This is a genomic window from Cellulomonas taurus, assembly GCF_012931845.1.
In the GTDB taxonomy this organism is placed as follows: domain Bacteria; phylum Actinomycetota; class Actinomycetes; order Actinomycetales; family Cellulomonadaceae; genus Cellulomonas; species Cellulomonas taurus.
Window position 1 is genome coordinate 474,553 of record NZ_CP051884.1, and the last position, 15,150, is coordinate 489,702.

Genomic DNA, 15,150 nt, shown 5'->3' on the forward strand with positions numbered 1-15,150 from the left:
GAACAGGGTGCTCGCGGGCCGGGCGCGGCTCTGCTGGCCCGGCCCGCGAGCGGGGTCAGGTCGGGTCAGGCGACCCAGCCGAGGGCGGCGGCCACCAGACCACCGAGGATGCCGCCGACGGCGGGACCGGCGACCGGGACCCAGGCGTAGGCCCAGTCCGAGCCGCCCTTGCCCCGGATGGGCAGCAGGGCGTGCGCGATGCGGGGCCCGAGGTCACGGGCGGGGTTGATGGCGTACCCGGTCGGGCCACCGAGGCTCGCACCGATACCGACCACGACCAGCGCCACACCGAGCGGACCGATCTGCGCCGGGGTGTTGCCGCTGATCACGACCCAGAACACCAGCACGAAGGTGGCCAGCACCTCGGTGACGAAGTTCCAGCCGTAGGACCGCACCTCAGGGCCGGTGGCGAAGACGCCGAGCTTCACGCTCGGGTCGGCGTCCTGGTCGAAGTGCTTCTTGTAGGCAAGGTAGGCCAGCAGCGCGCCCACCGCAGCACCGGCCATCTGCGCGGCGATGTACACGAAGCCGTTGACGGCGTTCACCTCGACACCCGGGGCGAACTCCTCCTTGCCCGCCGCCCAGATACCCAGGGTCACGGCGGGATTGAGGTGTGCTCCGGACTTGAAGGCCACGTACACACCGGCGAAGACACCGAGGCCCCAGCCGAAGTTGATCATCAGGGTGCCGCCGTTGAAGCCCTTGGTCTTCGGCAGGATGACATTCGCCACCACACCGGCACCGAGCAGCAGCAGCACCGCGGTGCCGAGGAATTCGGACAGGAACACCTGTCCCAACGAGATGGACTCCACAGTCGACCTCTTTCTGGACGTCGTTGTCTCACAGGGGTGACCGGTCGGTCGGGAGAACCTTCCCCCGACCGACCGGGGTGGTGCTGGTCAGATCAGGTGCCGGCCGGCCCCGCCGCAGCGCGGGTGTCGGGCGAGGAGCCGGGCTTGGTGCCCGACTCCACCGTGTCGCCGCCCGGCATGGGCAGCATGGGAGCGAGGTCCTCGGCCTGCAGTCGGGCCACCTCGGCCGCGACGTCGTCCGGCTGCTCGGCAGCGGCGAACTCCGCCTCGGCACGGGACCGGTAGGCGGCGATCTCCTTCTCCCGGGTGGCGGCATCCCAGCCGAGACGCGGACCGATCAGGTCGGCCATCTCCTCCAGGGCGCCGACACCCTTGTCCGCCTGCTCGTAGTTCAGGCGGGTGCGGTGCATCAGCACGTCGTCCAGGTGCAGCACGCCCTCGTGGGTGGCGGCGTAGACGACCTCGGCCCCGATGTACGCGGGGGCGTTCTTCAGCGGCTCGGCCAGCTCCGGCTCCGCCTCGATCAGGTCGATCAGCTCGTGGATCAGCGACCCGTACCGGTGCAGCAGGTGGTCCATCCGCCCGCGGTCCCAGCCGTAGCGCTTGGCGATGTCGCGGGACTGGCGCTGGACGACCTCCAGGCCCTCGGCACCGACCAGCGGGATGCGGTCGGTGATCGACGGCAGCGTGGTGGCGCGGGAGCCGATCGCGAAGTCCACGGCGTCCTTGGCCATCACCCGGTAGGTGGTGAGCTTGCCACCGGCGATCACGGTCAGACCCGGGATCGGCGAGGCGACGGTGTGCTCACGGGAGACCTTGGCGGAGGACGTGCCCTCCTTGGTGCCCGGCTGCAGCAGCGGCCGCAGGCCGGCCCAGGTGCCGATGACGTCCTCGCGGGTCAGCGGCCGGGCGAGCACCGCGTTCGCGTGGTCGATCACGTAGTCGATGTCCTCGCTGGTGGCGACCGGGTGGGTCAGCTCCTGCTCCCACGGGGTGTCGGTGGTGCCGATCACCCAGTAGCGCGACCACGGGATCACGAACAGCACCGACTTCTCGGTCTGCAGGATCAGGCCGGTGTTCCCGGCGATCCGGTCGCGCGGCACCACGATGTGGATGCCCTTGGACGCGAGCACCCGCAGGCCGCCGTCGGTCCCCGCCAGACCCTCGGTCTTCTCGGTCCAGACCCCGGTGGCGTTGATGACGTGCCGGGCGCGGACGGTGAACCGCTCGCCGGTCTCCAGGTCGACCAGCTCGGCACCGGTCACCGCGCCGCCCGGGGTGGTGGTCAGGTCGACCACCTGGGTCCGGGAGGCGGCGTGCGCGCCGTAGCTGACCGCGGTGCGGATCAGGGTGGAGGTGAGCCGGGCGTCGTCGACGGCGGCGTCCCAGTACCGGACGGCACCGACCGCCGCGTCGTGGCGCAGGTCGGGGAACAGCTTCTCCATGCCCTTGCGAGACAGGTGCCGGTGGATCGGCATCGCGCGCTCGCGGCCGGAGACGCTGGCCAGGGTGTCGTACAGCGCGACACCGGCACCGACGTAGGCCCGCTCCCAGACCCGGTGCTCCAGCGGGTAGAGGAAGGACACCGGCTTGACCAGGTGCGGGGCGAGGGTGTTGATCAGCAGGTCGCGCTCGGTCAGCGCCTCGCGGACCAGGTGGAAGTCGAGCATCTGCAGGTAGCGCAGACCGCCGTGCACCAGCTTGCTGGACCGGCTGGAGGTGCCCGACGCCCAGTCCTGCGCATCGATCACCGCGGTGGACAGGCCACGGGTGACGGCGTCCAGGGCGATGCCGGCGCCGGTGACACCGCCGCCGATCACCAGTACGTCGAGCTCGGGACCCCCCTCCGAGGTGGAGCGCAGGGTCGCCAGGGCGTCCTCGCGCAGCTGGGGGGTCAGTGCTGCCGTCCTCATGGGTGTCTCTCCGATGCGTCGCCGTCGGCCGCTCGTCCTGCCCGTCCGCGGCTGCTCGCACGGGTAGGACTTCGGTCCTGCCTGGAGCTATCGTCAGGGTCCGCGAACAGACGCGCAACCGCTGTGCACGAACGTGCAGGGACCGGGGAGGGTGAATGGCCGAGCGCGATCAGGACGTGTTGCGGGCCGCCTCGATGTACTACCTCCAGGACGTCAAGATGGAGGTCATCGCGCGGCATCTGGGCACCTCGCGGTCCACGGTCTCCCGGTTGCTCAAGCAGGCGCGGGAGAGCGGTCTGGTCGAGATCACCCTGCGACCGTCCACCACCCGGGCACCCGGACTCGGCCGCTCCATCTCCGCGGCATTCGGCATCGAGACCTATGTGGTGCCGGTCCCGGACTCAGCCGAGGAGATCGACCGCCTGGACCAGGTGGCCAAGACCGCCGCCCGGCTGCTGGCCAGCTGGTTCGACTCGGACATGATCCTCGGCGTCGCCTGGGGCACCACGCTGGCCGCCATCAGCCGCCGGTTGCAGCCCAAGGCCACCCGGGGATCGGTGGTGGTGCAGCTGAACGGTGCCGCCAACACCCGCACCTCCGGCATCGAGTACGCCTCGGACCTGATCGCCTCCTTCGGCGCCGCCTACGGCGCGGCGGTGCACCACTTCCCGGTGCCCGCGTTCTTCGACTACCCGGAGAGCAAGGCGGCGATGTGGCGGGAGCGGTCGGTGCGGCGGGTGCTGGACGAACAGGCCCGGGCTGACATCGCGCTGTTCTCGGTCGGGTCGGTGTCCGGGTCCCTGCCGTCGCACGTGTACTCGGCGGGCTACCTGGACGCGGCGGATGTCGACCTGCTGCACGACCAGGGAGTGGTCGGGGACGTCTGCACCGTCTTCCTGCGGGCCGACGGCTCCTGGCAGGACGTGCCGCTCAACGCCCGCGCCACCGGCCCGACTCCGGAGCAGCTGCGCCGGATCCCGCGCCGGCTGTGCGCCGTCGCCGGAGACACCAAGGCGGTGCCCCTGCTCGCCGCCTTGCGGGCCGGGACGGTCACCGATCTGGTCATCGACGAGCGCACCGCCGCGCGCCTGCTCGACCTGACCTGACCTGACCCGACCTGACCTGCGCGTAGGTTGGGGCCGTGACCTCGCGCGACGACTCCCCGATCCGGATCCGACCCGCCCGCCCGGCCGACGTCCGCGCCATCGGCGCGCTGGTCCAGCCCTACGCGGAGGAGCGCATCCTGCTCGCGAAGGAGTGGGTCGGCTACTACGAGGCGGTGCAGGAGTTCCTGGTCGCCGAGGCGGCCGACGGCACCCTGATCGGCTGCGGTGCCCTGCACGTGATGTGGGAGGACCTGGCCGAGATCCGCACCCTCGCGGTGGCGGCCGACTGGCGCCGCCGAGGTGTGGGACACCTGCTGCTGGACGCCCTCACCGACCGCGCGCGTGCACTGGGGCTGCGGCGGCTGTTCTGCCTGACCTTCGAGGTCGACTTCTTCGCCGGGCACGGATGGTCGGAGATCGACGGCACCCCGGTCGACCAGCAGGTCTACGCCGAGCTGCTGCGGTCGCAGGACGACGGCGTGGCGGAGTTCCTCGACCTGGCGCGGGTGAAGCCGAACACGCTGGGCAACACCCGGATGCTGATCGAGTTGAGCCCGGGCGAGCCGTCGGGGACGACGGTGCTGCGGGGGCCGGTCCGCTAGCCGGGCACCGTGCTCGGTCAGTGCGGGAGCCGGTACCGGTCGCCCACCTGTTCCACCAGTCGGTCGGCGAGCAGGGACGCCAGGCATCGATCCCGCTGCTCGTCATCCGGCCAGACCGCCGCGACCGCATGGGCCGGCGCGGGTTCCAGGGCATCGCGCAGCAGCGCCATGATCCGGCCGCGCACCTGACGATCGGTGCCCCCCCACGCCTGGGTACGACGGCGCGCGGCGTGCACGTCGGCCGGGAACCCGGCGGCGCGCCAGGCGCACAGGCCACGCACCGGGCAGTCGTCGCAGCGGGGCGAGCGTGCGGTGCAGACCAGGGCGCCCAGCTCCATCGAGGCGGCGGCCCAACGGGCGGCGGTGGCGTCGTCCTCGGGAACGAAGGCCCCGGCGAGTCGCCGTTCGGCGGCGGTGAGGGCCGGTGCCGGGAGCGCGATCCCCTCGGCGACCCGGGCCAGCACGCGGCGGACATTGGTGTCCAGCACCGTCGACCGCAGCCCGAAGGCGAAGGCCCGGATGGCGGCGGCGGTGTATTCGCCGATCCCCGGCAGGGCGCGCAGCTCCGCCTCCTCGGTGGGCAACTCACCGCCGTGCCGTTCGACAACTGCCTGCGCGCACTCCCGCAGCCGCAGCGCCCGACGCGGGTAGCCCAGCCGGTCCCAGGCGCGCAGCACGTCGGCGGGTGCGGCGGCGGCCAGGTCGGCGGGGGTGGGCCAGCGGGTCATCCAGGCGTGCCAGGCCGGTTCGACCCGGACCACCGGGGTCTGCTGCAACATCACCTCGCTGACCAGCACCCCGTAGGGCGTGCGGTCGTCGGCGCGCCACGGCAGGTCGCGGGCGTGGGCGGCGAACCAGTCGAGGGTCAGGTCCCGGATCTCGGCGACCTCGTCGGCGGGGACCAGATCGGCTGCGTGGTCGGCGGGGGCGGCTGGCACGGGGGACATCCTCACATCCGGCGGCTGGCCGCCCGCCCGGGGACCATCGGTGGTGTGATGTCCCGGCGCGCCGTCCGCACCGACCTCGGCCCGCTGGTTACCGTGATCGCCAGCCGGACACGGGAGGATCGACGATGAGCGTGCTGCGCCCGACCGGGCCGGAACCGGCTCAGGTGTACTGGCGGCGCCGACTGGTGGTGCTCCTGGCCCTGGTGCTGGTGAGCGTGCTGGTGGTGGTCGTGATCCGTGCGCTGACCGGCGGGGGCGACGAACCGACCGGCACGCCGACCGACGGCACAGCCGTCTCCGACCCGGCCGCCTCGCCCAGCGCACCTCCCGGGACCGAGACCGCCGCCTGCGACCCGGCCGACCTGACGGTGCAGCTCACCGCCGACGCGGCCGCCTACCCCGAGGGTGCGCAGCCGCTGTTTACCGCGACCATGACCAACGCGGGTTCGACACCCTGCCTGCTGGACGCCGGGGACGCGCAGCGCCAGGTGGTCATCACCTCCGGCTCGGACCGGATCTGGGGCAGCACCGACTGCGGTGAGGGGCAGGCGCTGCAACTGCTGCTCGCGCCGGGCCAGGCCGACCAGCGGCAGACCCAGTGGGACCGCACGCGATCGGACGAGGCGTGCTCCACCGACCTGCCGGCACCGGGTGCCGGGACCTACCAGGCGGTGCTCACCCTGAACGGCGTGAGCACCGACCCGGTGGTCTTCACCCTGGACTGAGCCTCAGGGCTTGACGACGATCTTGCCCCGGGTGTGACCGGAGGCCAGATCGTCATAGGCCTCGGCGGCCCGGTCCAGCGGGTAGCTCGCCGCGACCTCGACCCGCAGCTGCCCGTCCGCGGCGAGCTGGGCCAGCTCGGCCAGCCCTTCCGGGTCGGGGCGGACCCACACGTACGCGCCGCCGAACTCGGTGCGGGCGCGCGGGTCGGCGATCGACACGACGGTGCCACCCTCGCGACGCAGCTCGTTCGTGGCGTCCATCGCCGGGCCGCCGACGTAGTCCAGGATCACGTCCACGCCTTCGGGGGCGAGCGCGCGGACAGCTTCCACCAGGCCGTCGCCGTAGGTCACCGGCTCGGCGCCGAGCTCCCGCAGGTAGTCGTGGTTGCGCTCGGAGGCGGTGCCGATCACCCGGGCACCCGCCCGCAGGGCCAACTGCACCGCGATCGACCCGACACCACCGGCGGCTGCGTGCACCAGCACGGTGTCGCCCTCGCCCAGCCCGGAACGCCGGATGCTCTGCAGGGCGGTCAGCCCGGCCAGCGGCAGGGCCGCCGCGTGGTCGAAGTCCAGCCCGGCGGGCTTCGTGGTGGCGGTGCGCACCGGCACCTGCACGAACTGGGCCAGGGTGCCGTCCTGCACGGTGTCCTTGCGCGCGTAGGCCAGGATCTCGTCGCCCTCGGCGAACTCAGGGGTGTCCAGCCCGGCCTTCACCACGACACCGGCCACGTCCCAGCCCGGGATCGCGGGGAACCGGGTGTCGATCAGCCCCTGGAGGTAGCCCTCCCGGACCTTGTAGTCGACCGGGTTGATCCCGGCCGCCACCACCTTCACCAGCACGGAGTCCGGACCGACGTGCGGTTCGGGCTGCTCGGTGACCTGCATGACCTCGGCGCCGCCGAAGCGGTCGTACGTGACTGCCTTCATGCTCGGCGCAACGACGATGGCACCGATCGCATTCCTCGGCTCAGACGTAACGCTCCAGGATGCTGGACTCGGCCAGCCGGGACAGGCCCTCGCGGACCGCCCGGGCACGCTGCTCGCCGACGCCGTCCACCGCCATCAGGTCGTCGATGCTCGCGGCGAGCAGCTTCTGCAGACCGTTGAAGTGCCCGACCAGCCGGTCCACGATCGCGGCCGGGAGCCGGGGCACCTTGGACAGCAGGCGGTAGCCGCGCGGGGCGACCGCGGAGTCCAGCACCTCGACCGCACTCGGCAGGCCCAGCACCCGGGCCATCGACGACAGGTCCAGCAGCTCGGTCGAATCCAGGGCGGCCAGCGCGGTCTGCACCTGGTCCTGGGTACGGCGGGTGGTGTCCACGTAGTCCCGCACCACCAGATCGGCGTCCGACCCCACCCCGCCGGTCAGCTCGTCCAGCTGCAGCGACAGCAGACGGCCGTCGGTGCCGAGCTCGACCACGTACCCGGCGATCTCGGCCGAGATACGCCGGACCATCTCCAGACGCTGCACCACCACGCACACGTCGCGCACGGTGACCAGATCCTCGATCTCCAGCGCCGACAGGGTGCCCGCGACCTCGTCCAGCCGCGCCTTGTACCGCTCCAGGGTGGCCAGCGCCTGGTTCGCCCGGGCCAGGATCGCGTCCGCGTCCTCCAGCACGTGCCGCTGGTCGCTGACGTACAGCGCGATGATCCGCATCGACGCGGACACCGAGATCACCGGCAGGCCGGTCTGCTTCGCCACCCGCTCGGCGGTGCGGTGCCGGGTGCCGGACTCGGAGGTGCTGATCGAGGCGTCCGGCAGCAGCTGCACCGCGGCGCGCAGGATCCGACCGCGGTCCGGATCCATCACGATCGCGCCGTCCATCTTGGCCAGCTCGCGCAGTCGGGTCGCGGAGAACTCGACGTCCAGCTCGAAGCCACCGGAGCAGATGCTCTCGACCGTGGCGTCGTAGCCGAGGACGATCAGCGCGCCGGTGCGGCCGCGCAGGATGCGCTCCAGGCCGTCGCGCAGCTCGGTGCCGGGGGCGACGGCGGCCAGGGTGGAGCGGAGCAGGTCGTCCGCCGGGGTGGTGGGCACGGCGTGATCCTACGGGTCAAGCCGGGATCGTGGGGGGTCGGACACCCGATGTGTGGGTGGCCGCCGTTAGCGTGACCCGGGTGAGCACCACCACCTCCCGTTCATCCCGCACCGCCCGGGCCGGTTACCGCTGTTCGGAGTGCGGCTGGACCACCAGCAAGTGGGTGGGCCGGTGCGGTGAGTGCCAGACCTGGGGGAGCGTCACCGAGGAGGGCGCCGCCGGTGGGGCGGCCCCGCGCACCGTCGCCAGCACCCCGCCCCGCGGAGCGGCTCGGCCGATCGCGCAGATCGACGTCGAGACCAGCCGCTCCCGGCCGACCGGCGTGGACGAGCTGGACCGGGTGCTCGGCGGTGGCCTGGTGCCGGGCGCCGTGGTGCTGCTGGCCGGGGAGCCGGGGGTGGGCAAGTCCACCCTGCTGCTGGACGTCGCGAGCCGGGTGGCCGAGTCCGAGGGACGCACCGTGCTCTACGTGACCGGCGAGGAGTCGGCCGGACAGGTGCGGCTGCGCGCGGAACGGATCGGGGCGCTCGCCGACCGGCTGCTGCTGACCGCCGAGACCGACCTGTCGACGATCCTCGGGCACATCGAGCAGTCCGACCCCGACCTGCTGGTGCTGGACTCGGTGCAGACGGTGGCCTCCGCCGCGGTGGAGGGGTCGCCGGGCGGGGTCGCCCAAGTGCGCGAGGTGGCCGGGTCGCTGATCGCCGCCGCCAAACAACGCAACCTGCCGGTGGTGCTGGTCGGACACGTCACCAAGGACGGTGCCGTCGCCGGGCCGCGCACGCTGGAGCACCTCGTCGATGTGGTGTGCCAGTTCGAGGGCGACCGGCACTCCCGGCTGCGGCTGCTGCGGGCGACCAAGAACCGGTTCGGCCCCACCGACGAGGTCGGCTGCTTCGACCTGAACGAGGGCGGCATCGTCGGGCTGGCCGATCCCTCCGGGCTGTTCGTCTCCACCGAGCGGAACCCGGTCCCGGGCACCTGCGTCACGGTGACCCTGGAGGGACGGCGGCCGCTCGCGGTGGAGGTGCAGTCATTGGTCGCCCCGAGCATGCTGTCCAACCCGCGCCGCACCACCAGCGGCATCGACGGCTCCCGGCTGGCGATGGTGCTGGCGGTGTTGCAGCGGCGGGCCGGGCTCAAGGTCGCCGACCAGGACGTCTACGTGTCGAGCGTCGGCGGCGCGCGGGTGGTCGAACCTGCTGCCGATCTGGCCCTCGCCCTCGCCACGGTGAGCTCCCGGGAGAACGTGGCCCTGCCGCCCCGGTTGATCGCGATCGGCGAGGTCGGGTTGGCCGGGGAGATCCGACCGGTGACCGGGACCCTGCGCCGCCTGTCCGAGGCGGCCCGGCTCGGTTTCACCCACGCCGTGGTGCCTGCCGGGTCCATCGAGCAGGGTCAGGCTCCGGCCGGGATGGCGGTGGCACAGGCCGCGGATCTGATGGAGGCGGTGCGCGCCACCCGGTCCGGACCTCGCGGCGCCGACGGCTGAGGCACGTGGCGGCGCCGTGCCCCGCTGGTGCGTGGGGTGCGACACGTCGGTGCAGGTCGGTATCCCGAGCGGGTGACTCTGGCGGCTAGGCTGCCCGAGATCATGCGGGAGACACCAATGAACGAGCGCGACAGCCTGCCGGACGCCAGCGACGGGCAACGGCCCGCCGACCCCGCGACCGCCCCACAGCCGGCCGTGCCCTCGGCCTTCGGCAGCGCCCCGGCGTTCTCCTCCGAGCCGGCACCGGTCACCGGCGCCCAGCCGATGGCTGCTGTGCCGAGCCGCCGTTCGTTGCGCGGCAAGCCCCCGGTCAGCACCGCCGCGATCCCGGTGGTGCCCGCGCCCAGCGCGACGACCGGCGGACCGCAGCCGGCCGGGGCCCCGCAAGCCGCCGCCGCCTCGGACACCCGCGCGCCGATGGGGTCCGACGCCGCGACGTCGGCTGCGGCTCCGTCGACTCCTGCCGGGTCGCCGGATCCGGCTCGGGCAGCGGATGTCACGCCACAGCTCAGCGGCACGGCGTTGCCGCGTCGCAGCTCGTGGAAGCGGGATGGAGCAGCACCGGGCACGGCCGCGCCGACTCCGGACGCCATGAACCCGGCCGCAGCGAACTCGGTTGCGCCCGCCCCGACCGACCCGGCAACGGCTGCGCCCGCAGCCGCTCCGATCGGCACCCAGGGCGATGCCGCCGGGTACGCCGCCCTGGGGGCGATCGGCGCCCACGCCACGCTGCAGCCCACCGGCCCCTCGGCGTCCGGCTCCCGGCCGACACCGCCCGCATCGTCCGCGCCGACTCCGGCCGCTCCGAACCCGTCGGCGGCTGCTCCGAACCCGACCGCGGCTACTCCCAACCCGACCGCGGCTACTCCCAACCCGCCCGCAGCAGCCCCGAACCCGGCTGCGCCGTCGGCCCCGTTCGCGCCGACCGATCCGACGGCCCCCACCGCGCCGCCCGCCTGGCACCCGGTGAGCGCTGCGGACACCGCGGCCTCGACGGGACCGCAGACCCCGTGGAAGCCGGTCACCGGCGCCCAGGCGATCGTGCCGCCGCGTGACACGACCCCGCCGTCGACCCCCGAGTCGGCCCCGGACGTGACTCCGGCCGCCGTGGAGAACTCGGGCGCTCCGGTCCCGGTCCCCGATGCCCACAGCCAGGTGCCCGCCGAGGCCCACGCCGCCCCGACCCACGCCGCCCCCGGCTGGGACCCGTCCGCTCAGTCACCGCCGACCACCGCCACCCCCGCTGTCGCGGGCTTCGGCGCCCACTCCTCGGAGGAACCCGTGACCTCGAACCGTCGCAGCCGTCGCGGCCTGTGGATCACCCTGATCGTCGTCGGCGTCGTGGTGCTGGCCGGTGCCGGGGTGGCGGCGTGGTTCCTGCTGAACCGGGACGAGCCCGCCGCGCAGCAGCAGGAGGTGGTGCAGGCGCCGGTGCCGACCAGTGCACTGACACCGGTCGACCGCGCGGCGACCTCCGCCTTCGCCGCGAACCTGCCCGGCACCGTCCTGCAGTACGCGCTGACCGGTTCACAGCAGGACACCGAGTGGTCGACCGTGGGGGCCCTGGAGTCGTACCTGGACTCTTACGCCGACGAGGCGGGTGACCAGATGACCGTGCACTCCGGCCAGTGGGCGAGCGCCGACCAGGCCCGCGCGCAGCAGGAGTCGATGGCGGGTGCGCTGACCGGCGAGGTGCTGAGCTCCGGCCCGGTCACGGTGGACGGCCAGGACACGGGTGCGGTCACCGTCGTGGACCTGGGCGATGGCAACGGTGCGGCGCTGTGGAGCAATGGCACCGGCGTGTTCGTCCTGACGGCTCCGGTGGACGACGTGACCAACGCGTACGCCGCCTACCCGGTCTGATCGCCGCATCGCGCTCCCCGGTCCGACCGCCGCACCGCCCGCCCCGGTCTGACCGCCGCATCGCCCTCGCCGGTCCGACCGCCGCATCGCGCTCCCCGGTCTGGCCGCCGGTCGTCCCCTCGCGGGTCCCCGGGCGACATGTCGCCCCGACGCCCGTCGTCGGACCATGGTGTGCGCCGGGAAGAGTCCCGGCGCCTTCCGGGTTGCCCCCGTGGTACCCGATCACCCGACCGGGCGCTGACGATCGATGGACGCCGCCCCGCACGGCGTCGAGGAGGATCATGACCCGCATCGGCACCACCGACCTGGACGTCCTGCCGCTCAACCTGGGTGGCAACGTCTTCGGCTGGACAGCTGACCAGGACCAGTCGTTCGCGGTGCTGGACGCCTTCGCGGCGGCCGGCGGCAGCTTCATCGACACCGCCGACGTCTACTCCCAGTGGGTGGAGGGCAACTCCGGCGGTGAGTCGGAGGCGATCATCGGGGCGTGGCTGGCCGCACGCGGCAACCGCGACGACATCGTGATCGCGACCAAGGTCGGTCAGGCCAGCGCCCAGCCGGGGACGTCCCGCGCCGCGGTGCAGACGGCCATCGACGGGTCGCTGCGCCGCCTGGGCACCGACCACGTGGATCTGTACTACGCGCACATCGACGACCAGGACACCCCGCTGGAGGAGACGGTCGCCGCGCTGGGCGAGGTCGTCACCCAGGGCAAGGCCCGGTATGTCGCGGCGTCGAACTTCACCGCCGACCGGCTCGCGCAGGCGCTGGCGATCGCGGATGACCTGGGTGTCGCCCGGTTCGTCGCGCTGCAGCCGCACTACAACCTGGTGCACCGGGACGAGTACGAGGGTGCGTTGCAGGACCTCGCGGTCGCGGAGAACCTGGCGGTGCTGCCGTACTGGTCGTTGGCGAGCGGGTTCCTGACCGGCAAGTACCGCGACGGCGAGACCGTGGACTCCCAGCGCGCCGGTGGTGCGGCCCGTTACCTGGACGACCGTGGTCGCCGGGTGCTCGCGGCGCTGGACGCGGTGGCGGCGGACACCGGTGCCTCGGTCACCGCGGTGGCGCTGGCCTGGCTGCGCGCCCAGCCCGGGATCGCGGCGCCGATCGCCAGCGCCCGCACCGTGCAGCAGCTGCCCGACCTCATCGCCGGTGCCACCCTCGACCTCACCCCCGAGCAGCTCACGACGCTCACCACCGCCTCCGCCTGAGCCACGGCGTCGAGACTACGGAAATCGACGCCTGGCCTCGCCCGTTGCGACGTTTTCCGTAGTCTCGGCGGGCGCTTGTCGTCTCGGCGGGGGCGTGCGAGTTCGGCGCGAGTCTGGGCGGACGGATGGGGTCTGGGCGGGCGGTTGGGGTCTGGGCGGGTTAGGCGTGGGGCAGGTGGACGGTGAAGGTGGTCGCGCCCGGTGTGCCGTCGGCTTCGATCGTTCCGCCGTGTGCGGTGACCACCGCGTGCACGATGGCCAGGCCCAGGCCGGTTGATCCGGCGGCACGGTTGCGTGACGCGTCGCCTCGGGCGAAGCGCAGGAACAGCCGGGACAGCAGCGGTTCCGGGATGCCCGGCCCGTCGTCCCGGACCCGGAGCACCACCTGGTCGCCCTCGTCCCGGACCGACACCACGACCTCGGTGCCGGGTGGGGTGTGCACCCGGGCGTTGGACAGCAGGTTGAGCAGCACCTGACGCAGCCGGTGCTCATCGCCGAGCACCGGGGCCGGGGGCTCGGCGCCCTCGGTGCCCAGGTCCAACGTCCAGACGTGGTCAGGACCGGCGACATGCGCATCGGCGACCGCGTCCACCGCGAGTCCGGCCAGGTCGACCTCGGTCAGGTCCAGGTCGCGTCCGGCGTCCAACCGGGCGAGCAGCAGCATGTCCTCGACCAGGGCGGTCATCCGCCGTGCCTCGGACTCGACCCGCCCCATCGCGCGCAGGGCGTCCTCCGGCAGATCGTCCGGCAGGCGCTGCACCAGTTCGGCGTAGCCGCGGATCGATGCCAGCGGGGTGCGCAGCTCGTGCGAGGCGTCGGCGACGAAGCTGCGGACCTGGGTCTCCGATGCGTGGCGGGCGGTCAGCGCCGACTCGACGTGGCCGAGCAGCTGGTTGAGCGCGGCGCCGACCTGCCCGACCTCGGTGCCGGGGTCGGTGTCCTGGGCGGGGACCCGCTCGGCGAGTTCGACCTCGCCGCGGGACAGCGGGATCTGCGCCACCCGGGTCGCGGTGGCCGCCACCCGGTCCAGGGGGCGCAGCTCGCGGCGGACCAGGACGGTGGCGAGCCAGGCGCCGACACCCAGCGCGACCACGACGACGGCCAGCTCGACCACCAGGAACGTGTCGACGGTCGCGGTGACGTCGGCGAGCGGGAGGGCGGTGATCGAGAGGTCGCCCCGGTCGCCGGTGGTGGAGACCGCTCGGTAGTCGCCGAGTCCCGGCAGCGCGACGGTGGCCGTCGTGCCGTCGGGGGTGAGGCCGAGCAGCGCGTCGAGTTGGTCGTCGGTGAGTTCCTGGCTCACCCCGTCGTCGTCGAGGTAGCCGGAGAGGGTCAAGCCGTCCATCCGGTAGACGTTCACCGTGCCGACGTCCTGCCCGGGCATGACCAGGGCCGGTGGCACATCGGTGCCGGGCGGCGCGGTGGGTGTGGCGTCGCCGTCCGGCTCCCCGTCCGCGAAGCGCTCGGGGGCTCGCTCCGCGCGCTGACTGGCCGCGGTCAACCGCTGGTCGATCTGTCCGATCAGGGTGCTCCGCAGGGCCAGGGTGGAGACCACGCCCATCGCGGCCGCCACCGCTGCCAGCAGCACCAGGACCACCGCGACCAGGCGACGGCGCAGGGGCCAACGGCGGCGTCCGCGGCCCGGGGCGGAACGTCCGGCTTCGGTCACGCGGCGGGCTTGAGGACGTACCCGACGCCGCGGAGGGTGTGCAGCATCGGCGCGCGCCCCTTGTCGATCTTGCGGCGCAGGTAGGAGACGTACAGCTCGACGATGTTCGCCTGCCCGCCGAAGTCGTACTGCCACACCCGGTCCAGGATCTGTGCCTTGGACAGCACCCGCTTCGGGTTCCGCATGAAGTAGCGCAGCAGCTCGAACTCGGTGGCGGTCAGCCGGATGTCGTCGCCGCCGCGGGTCACCTCGTGCGAGTCCTCGTCCATCACCAGGTCGCCGACGGTCAGCACCGCCTCGTCCCGCTGGTTCACCGCTCCGGTGCGGCGCAACAGGGCGCGCAGCCGCGCCACGACCTCCTCCAGGCTGAACGGCTTGGTCACGTAGTCGTCGCCCCCGGCGGTCAGCCCGGCGATCCGGTCCTCGACGGCGTCCTTGGCGGTGAGGAACAGCACCGGGACCGTGGGGTGGGTGGTCCGGATCCGGCGGAGCACGTCCAGCCCGGACAGATCCGGCAGCATGACGTCCAGCAGGATCACGTCCGGGTCGAGGGACTTCGCCTGCTTGATCGCGCTCTGGCCGGTGAGGGCGTGCTCCACCTGCCAGCCCTCGTAGCGTAGGGCGGTGGACAGCAGTTCGGCGAGGGTGGCCTCGTCGTCGACGACCAGCGCGCGGACCGGCTGTCCGTCCGGGCGGGTGAGGGCTTCGCGGGTGAGTGTGGAGGCGGTCATGCGTTCACTGTGCGCCGGCTGACTGAACCGGTCC

Annotated in this window: 13 protein-coding genes; 6 read left to right on the forward strand and 7 right to left on the reverse strand. The window is 73.1% G+C overall.

Features of this window, described 5'->3' with window-relative positions; genetic code table 11:
- Window positions 1-65: 65 nt before the first annotated feature.
- Both HGK68_RS02200 and HGK68_RS02205 read right to left on the reverse strand, forming a co-directional pair.
- Window positions 66-803 carry an MIP/aquaporin family protein gene (locus HGK68_RS02200; RefSeq protein ID WP_169166892.1) on the reverse strand — a complete coding sequence of 246 codons (738 nt, stop codon included), beginning with the start codon at window positions 801-803 and terminating at the stop codon, window positions 66-68.
- A gap of 101 nt (window positions 804-904) precedes the next feature.
- Complete coding sequence (locus HGK68_RS02205; RefSeq protein ID WP_169164488.1) at window positions 905-2,725, reverse strand: glycerol-3-phosphate dehydrogenase/oxidase; 1,821 nt, start codon at window positions 2,723-2,725, stop codon at window positions 905-907.
- Window positions 2,726-2,880: 155 nt separating this feature from the next.
- Between HGK68_RS02205 and HGK68_RS02210 the strand changes: the two genes are divergently transcribed.
- Both HGK68_RS02210 and HGK68_RS02215 read left to right on the forward strand, forming a co-directional pair.
- On the forward strand, window positions 2,881-3,831 hold the full coding sequence (locus HGK68_RS02210) for a sugar-binding transcriptional regulator (protein WP_169164489.1): 951 nt from the start codon (window positions 2,881-2,883) through the stop codon (window positions 3,829-3,831).
- A 35-nt stretch (window positions 3,832-3,866) separates the two neighbouring features.
- Window positions 3,867-4,433, forward strand: a complete 567-nt coding sequence (locus HGK68_RS02215) for an amino-acid N-acetyltransferase (RefSeq protein WP_206155785.1) — start codon at window positions 3,867-3,869, stop codon at window positions 4,431-4,433.
- A 17-nt stretch (window positions 4,434-4,450) separates the two neighbouring features.
- On the opposite strand, the gene HGK68_RS02220 is transcribed toward HGK68_RS02215, so the two are convergent.
- Complete coding sequence (locus HGK68_RS02220) at window positions 4,451-5,380, reverse strand: A/G-specific adenine glycosylase (protein ID WP_169164490.1); 930 nt, start codon at window positions 5,378-5,380, stop codon at window positions 4,451-4,453.
- A gap of 125 nt (window positions 5,381-5,505) precedes the next feature.
- Between HGK68_RS02220 and HGK68_RS02225 the strand changes: the two genes are divergently transcribed.
- The gene (locus HGK68_RS02225) at window positions 5,506-6,105 is read left to right on the forward strand and encodes a hypothetical protein (protein ID WP_169164491.1); all 600 of its coding nucleotides are present in this window, start codon (window positions 5,506-5,508) and stop codon (window positions 6,103-6,105) included.
- Window positions 6,106-6,108: 3 nt separating this feature from the next.
- On the opposite strand, the gene HGK68_RS02230 is transcribed toward HGK68_RS02225, so the two are convergent.
- Together HGK68_RS02230 and disA are read right to left on the reverse strand one after the other, a co-directional pair.
- Entirely contained in the window at window positions 6,109-7,032 is a 924-nt protein-coding gene (locus HGK68_RS02230) for an NADP-dependent oxidoreductase (protein ID WP_169164492.1), read from the reverse strand.
- A 40-nt stretch (window positions 7,033-7,072) separates the two neighbouring features.
- A complete protein-coding gene (gene disA / locus HGK68_RS02235) occupies window positions 7,073-8,146 on the reverse strand; it encodes a DNA integrity scanning diadenylate cyclase DisA (RefSeq protein WP_169164493.1) in 1,074 nt (357 codons plus the stop codon).
- A gap of 80 nt (window positions 8,147-8,226) precedes the next feature.
- On the opposite strand from disA, the gene radA reads away from it, so the two are divergent.
- From radA to HGK68_RS02250, 3 genes are all read left to right on the forward strand, one after another.
- The gene (gene radA / locus HGK68_RS02240) at window positions 8,227-9,639 is read left to right on the forward strand and encodes a DNA repair protein RadA (protein WP_169164494.1); all 1,413 of its coding nucleotides are present in this window, start codon (window positions 8,227-8,229) and stop codon (window positions 9,637-9,639) included.
- Window positions 9,640-9,756: 117 nt separating this feature from the next.
- Window positions 9,757-11,502, forward strand: coding sequence for a hypothetical protein (locus HGK68_RS02245; RefSeq protein ID WP_169164495.1), 1,746 nt, complete (start codon window positions 9,757-9,759; stop codon window positions 11,500-11,502).
- A 281-nt stretch (window positions 11,503-11,783) separates the two neighbouring features.
- On the forward strand, window positions 11,784-12,716 hold the full coding sequence (locus tag HGK68_RS02250; RefSeq protein WP_169164496.1) for an aldo/keto reductase: 933 nt from the start codon (window positions 11,784-11,786) through the stop codon (window positions 12,714-12,716).
- Between the two features lie 160 nt (window positions 12,717-12,876).
- Here the strand turns inward: HGK68_RS02250 and HGK68_RS02255 are convergent, their stop codons facing one another.
- Window positions 12,877-14,385 (reverse strand): sensor histidine kinase, encoded by a 1,509-nt coding sequence (locus HGK68_RS02255; RefSeq protein WP_246260514.1) that lies wholly within the window; start codon window positions 14,383-14,385, stop codon window positions 12,877-12,879.
- The gene (locus HGK68_RS02260; protein WP_169164497.1) at window positions 14,382-15,116 is read right to left on the reverse strand and encodes a response regulator transcription factor; all 735 of its coding nucleotides are present in this window, start codon (window positions 15,114-15,116) and stop codon (window positions 14,382-14,384) included. Before HGK68_RS02260 ends, HGK68_RS02255 begins: the two co-directional genes overlap by 4 nt.
- Between the last annotated feature and the right edge of the window lie 34 nt (window positions 15,117-15,150).

Excerpts from the sequence above, each read along its gene's own strand:
- HGK68_RS02205 (WP_169164488.1), bottom strand. The coding sequence starts at position 2,725 with ATGAGGACGGCAGCACTGACCCCCCAGCTGCGCGAGGACGCCCTGGCG.
- HGK68_RS02210 (WP_169164489.1), top strand. The coding sequence starts at position 2,881 with ATGGCCGAGCGCGATCAGGACGTGTTGCGGGCCGCCTCGATGTACTAC.
- HGK68_RS02220 (WP_169164490.1), bottom strand. The coding sequence starts at position 5,380 with ATGTCCCCCGTGCCAGCCGCCCCCGCCGACCACGCAGCCGATCTGGTC.
- HGK68_RS02225 (WP_169164491.1), top strand. The coding sequence starts at position 5,506 with ATGAGCGTGCTGCGCCCGACCGGGCCGGAACCGGCTCAGGTGTACTGG.
- HGK68_RS02230 (WP_169164492.1), bottom strand. The coding sequence starts at position 7,032 with ATGAAGGCAGTCACGTACGACCGCTTCGGCGGCGCCGAGGTCATGCAG.
- HGK68_RS02245 (WP_169164495.1), top strand. The coding sequence starts at position 9,757 with ATGAACGAGCGCGACAGCCTGCCGGACGCCAGCGACGGGCAACGGCCC.
- HGK68_RS02250 (WP_169164496.1), top strand. The coding sequence starts at position 11,784 with ATGACCCGCATCGGCACCACCGACCTGGACGTCCTGCCGCTCAACCTG.
- HGK68_RS02260 (WP_169164497.1), bottom strand. The coding sequence starts at position 15,116 with ATGACCGCCTCCACACTCACCCGCGAAGCCCTCACCCGCCCGGACGGA.